Here is a 3,785-nt window from a genome sequence, read left to right on the forward strand (position 1 = left end):
CCTCTAATATTTTGAAGTTTCTCAACTACATCAGTAAATGTACAGACAACATTCGTTTTCGTTATTTCACAAGTACCAAATTTAGTTCCTGCATCATTATTTAAATCAATCGTTCTAGCATAACCCTGTAACTCTTGAGGTAACGTTAATGTTAGTGTGTCTCCTTGCTTCATTTTATTTCCAGATTTATCACTAAAATTAACCTTTATTCCCGTTCGTTCTCCATACCCAAGATCCGTTTTGTCAAACGTAAAGCTATCAACAAAACCCGTTGTATTTAACTCTTGCGCTTTTGCTATTATAGGCATCAAACTCTGACCTATCGTAAACATAAAGATCATGATAATTGAAAAAATAGAAGTTGCTTTTTTCAAATAATGGTAATAGGTAAACTTTTGAAGTGATCTCCAGTTTTTCCCCCACCCCACACCGTGCGTGCGACTTTCACCGCACACGGCGTTCCATCTAATCAACAGGTTCGTATCGCAAGCGGAGTTATCGCTATCTTTATGTAAGTAAGGGGATTATAACTCACCTGTTCATTAGACTTTGGGCCTTCCCTCCACTCCTTATTATCAGAGTTTCATTGGTACTACACCCCTGCTGCCATCCCTATTCATAACTCTTTCACAGCTTAGCCGTGCCGTTCCCCAAGTTATTACTACATCGTTAGGGACTTCTGACGTTCCGAAACTGCTAGGTATATAGCTATACGTAGGTCCTGCCTTTGTCCCGATTACCACTTCAATAAGAAGTTAAAGCAACCCATTAGCTTTATCCATCACAAACTGTATGATATTTGTTTTGGAGGTAATAAATTGACACCCATTTCTAGGAACGGATTTACGAGACGTACATTCAGCAGTTCGTCATTGAGTGTTCAAATTCTAACCATATATAGCTCCCTGTCCGCATCACTTTCGCAGTATGTTTAACCTTTCCTCAGCCTCACCTGTTAGGGCTACTCGATGCGACTTTACCCCGCTTCACACGCAGTCGTTACCAATTACGCATGGGGGAGTATTAACAGCCATCTAGTTGCGAGATTTATTTGGGTATCCCGCCGTGGTCTCACAGTTTCAGTTGTTACTAACAATCGTTAGTCCAGGCAATCCCTCGGGCGTGAACCCGATTTCTGCCTAACGTCACACACCATACTCTTAATCCGCCTCCTAACGAATAATAGTAAGATGGCTTTTCGTACAAATTCACGATCTGATAGTTGCAAGTATTTTGTCTCTTTTCGTCGTTACAAACTTAGAAACTTGATTTCTATATATATCTAATTGGTTTCTACAAATCCAACTGTTAAATCCAAGAATCTAAATATTGACATACCTCACAAATGATGATAATATACTAATTAGCTAAATTATGTTTTATTATCATTTCTATCAAATCATGTAAATTGAAATTGTACCGTATTACCATCTCGTGCTGAGCATAAGCGCCTAGTTAATAATGCTTTCAATTCAACGTCATTGATTTGTTCATACTATATAAATCCAATTTTTAAATACGACATAAACGATTTTTCTCTATGTGAGATTTATCAAAAGTAACAAGCTCAGCCATGTCTAAATTTTAATGAGGATTTATATTTTTTTATAACTCATAACATCAATATGTTCAATTTTAACTGCATATTTTAACACTTCGAAACTTTTTACTCCCTCCCTTAAAAGGCTCTTTCATGCTCTTGTCCAAAATTTTACAACATTTTCGACAATAATAATATTTTTTAAATTATTGTAATTAGTTTTGTAATTTAAAAAACTGTACAATTCTACCAAAAACATATATATCCATATTTTTCTAACATTTCAACCTTGCCTGTGATAAGAAAAGGCCCTGATCGTTTCTATGCAGGGCCAGATGCTTCTTGGGTAGTCCCTACTTTACAGGACCTCCCACATACGCCGAAATATCAACATTTAACGCTTCTGCTAAACGCATACCATACTCTCGATCTGCGCGGAAGAAGTTACAAACCGCAAGTAATTTTACTTGTTCATTTACACCTTTTAAATCATTTGCCAAGTTCGCAATTAAGTTATCTTGTTCTTCTTTAGAGAATGAACGATAACGCTCACCAGCTTGCCCAAAATCGTTTGGTTTCTCAATTTTTTCACGAGATACATAACCTTCAAGTTTCATAGTTGAATCTCGGTACGCTGGATCTTCACTTGGATTTTCCGAATGACGACTTGGTTCATAATTAATTGTAGATGGTTGTTGATTTACTTGCATGAATCCATCACGCTGTTGGTTATGCACAGCTGCGTACGGACAGTTTACAGGGATTTGTAAATAATTTGCCCCTAAACGATAGCGCTGTGTATCCGGATAAGAGAACAAACGTCCTTGTAATAATTTATCCTCAGATGGTTCAATACCGGGCACAGTTGCACTTGGTGAAAATGCCGCTTGCTCAACTTCTGCAAAGAAGTTTTGCGGATTACGATTCAATGTCATTGTACCTACTTCCGTTAATGGGAAACGGTCTTCTGGCCACACCTTTGTTGGATCTAGTGGATCAAATTCTAAGGAATCCATTTCATCTAGTTTCATGACTTGTACATGAAGATCCCATTTTGGATAATCCCCACGCTCAATCGCATCAAATAAATCACGAGTTGCATGGTTGAAATCCTTTCCTTGCATTTGTTCTGCTTCTTTTACATTAAAGTTACGTACACCTTGCTTTGGCTTCCAGTGATATTTTACGTATACAACCTCGCCATTTTCGTTTACCCATTTAAATGTATGAACACCGAATCCTTCCATTTCGCGGTAGTTAGCAGGTGTACCATAATCAGAGAATACCCACGTTAACATATGAGTTGATTCTGGTGTTAGCGTCATGAAATCCCAGTAACGATCTGGCGTTTGAATATTTGTATCAGGCGCTGGTTTTAAAGAATGAACCATATCAGGGAATTTGATTGCATCGCGAATGAAAAATACAGGTAAATGGTTACCAACAAGATCATAGTTTCCTTCTTCTGTATAAAACTTCACCGCAAATCCCCTTGGATCACGAGCTGTTTCTGGTGAACCTTGCCCATGAATAACAGTTGAGAAGCGAACAAATACAGGTGTTTCTGTTCCTTCTTTCTGTAAGAATGCTGCTCTTGTATGTTCTGTCATACTATTTTTTGTTACGAAAACACCATGAGCACCAGCACCGCGTGCATGCACAACGCGCTCAGGAATACGTTCGCGATCAAAATGAGCTAACTTTTCTACTAGATGATAATCTTCTAATAATACTGGCCCACGGCGACCTGCTGTACGAGAATTTTGATTATCTCCTACAGGAGCACCTTGGTTTGTTGTTAAGCGATTGTATGTGTTCATTTTGGAGCCTCCTAATTTATATAATAATTACTTGTTTAAAATTATTATAATGTAATTATTATTAAAAACAGGTCTGTTGTCAACCATTTTTATGAAATTTTTAAAAAATACTTTTAATAAACGATTGATCCCCCCTCTGAATCACCTCCATATCTCTACTTAATAATGCTTTTATAATATAAAACAAAGAAAAAGTAGCTAATATACATACACGTCGATCACGCAATAATAGAGGAAATCTTTAAATAAATAGAATTTTCAGTCTATTATTTCTAAAAAATAATTTGCTACTTCCTCTTTGTGATTATAAGCTTAACACTAAAAATACAAGACTTCAAGACAAAAAATGACAATCTTCTAACTAATTCGACATTATTATACAATTCGACTTAAAGTGTTCACATACAGTGAAACTTTAATCAGTG

The 3,785-nt window shown here is 36.6% G+C and carries 2 protein-coding genes; both read right to left on the reverse strand.

All coding sequences use genetic code 11. The features are described 5' to 3' along the window. A partial coding sequence (locus tag V7024_RS17535) for an Ig-like domain-containing protein (protein WP_335522226.1) occupies positions 1 to 455 on the reverse strand: 455 nt, incomplete at its 3' end. 1,438 nt (positions 456 to 1,893) lie between these two features. Beyond that, positions 1,894 to 3,360: a catalase gene (locus V7024_RS17540; RefSeq protein WP_335522228.1), complete on the reverse strand. Its 1,467-nt coding sequence runs from the start codon at positions 3,358 to 3,360 to the stop codon at positions 1,894 to 1,896. Positions 3,361 to 3,785 lie beyond the last annotated feature (425 nt).

Source organism: Bacillus sp. JJ864 (assembly GCF_036963045.1).
In the GTDB taxonomy this organism is placed as follows: domain Bacteria; phylum Bacillota; class Bacilli; order Bacillales; family Bacillaceae_G; genus Bacillus_A; species Bacillus_A pseudomycoides_C.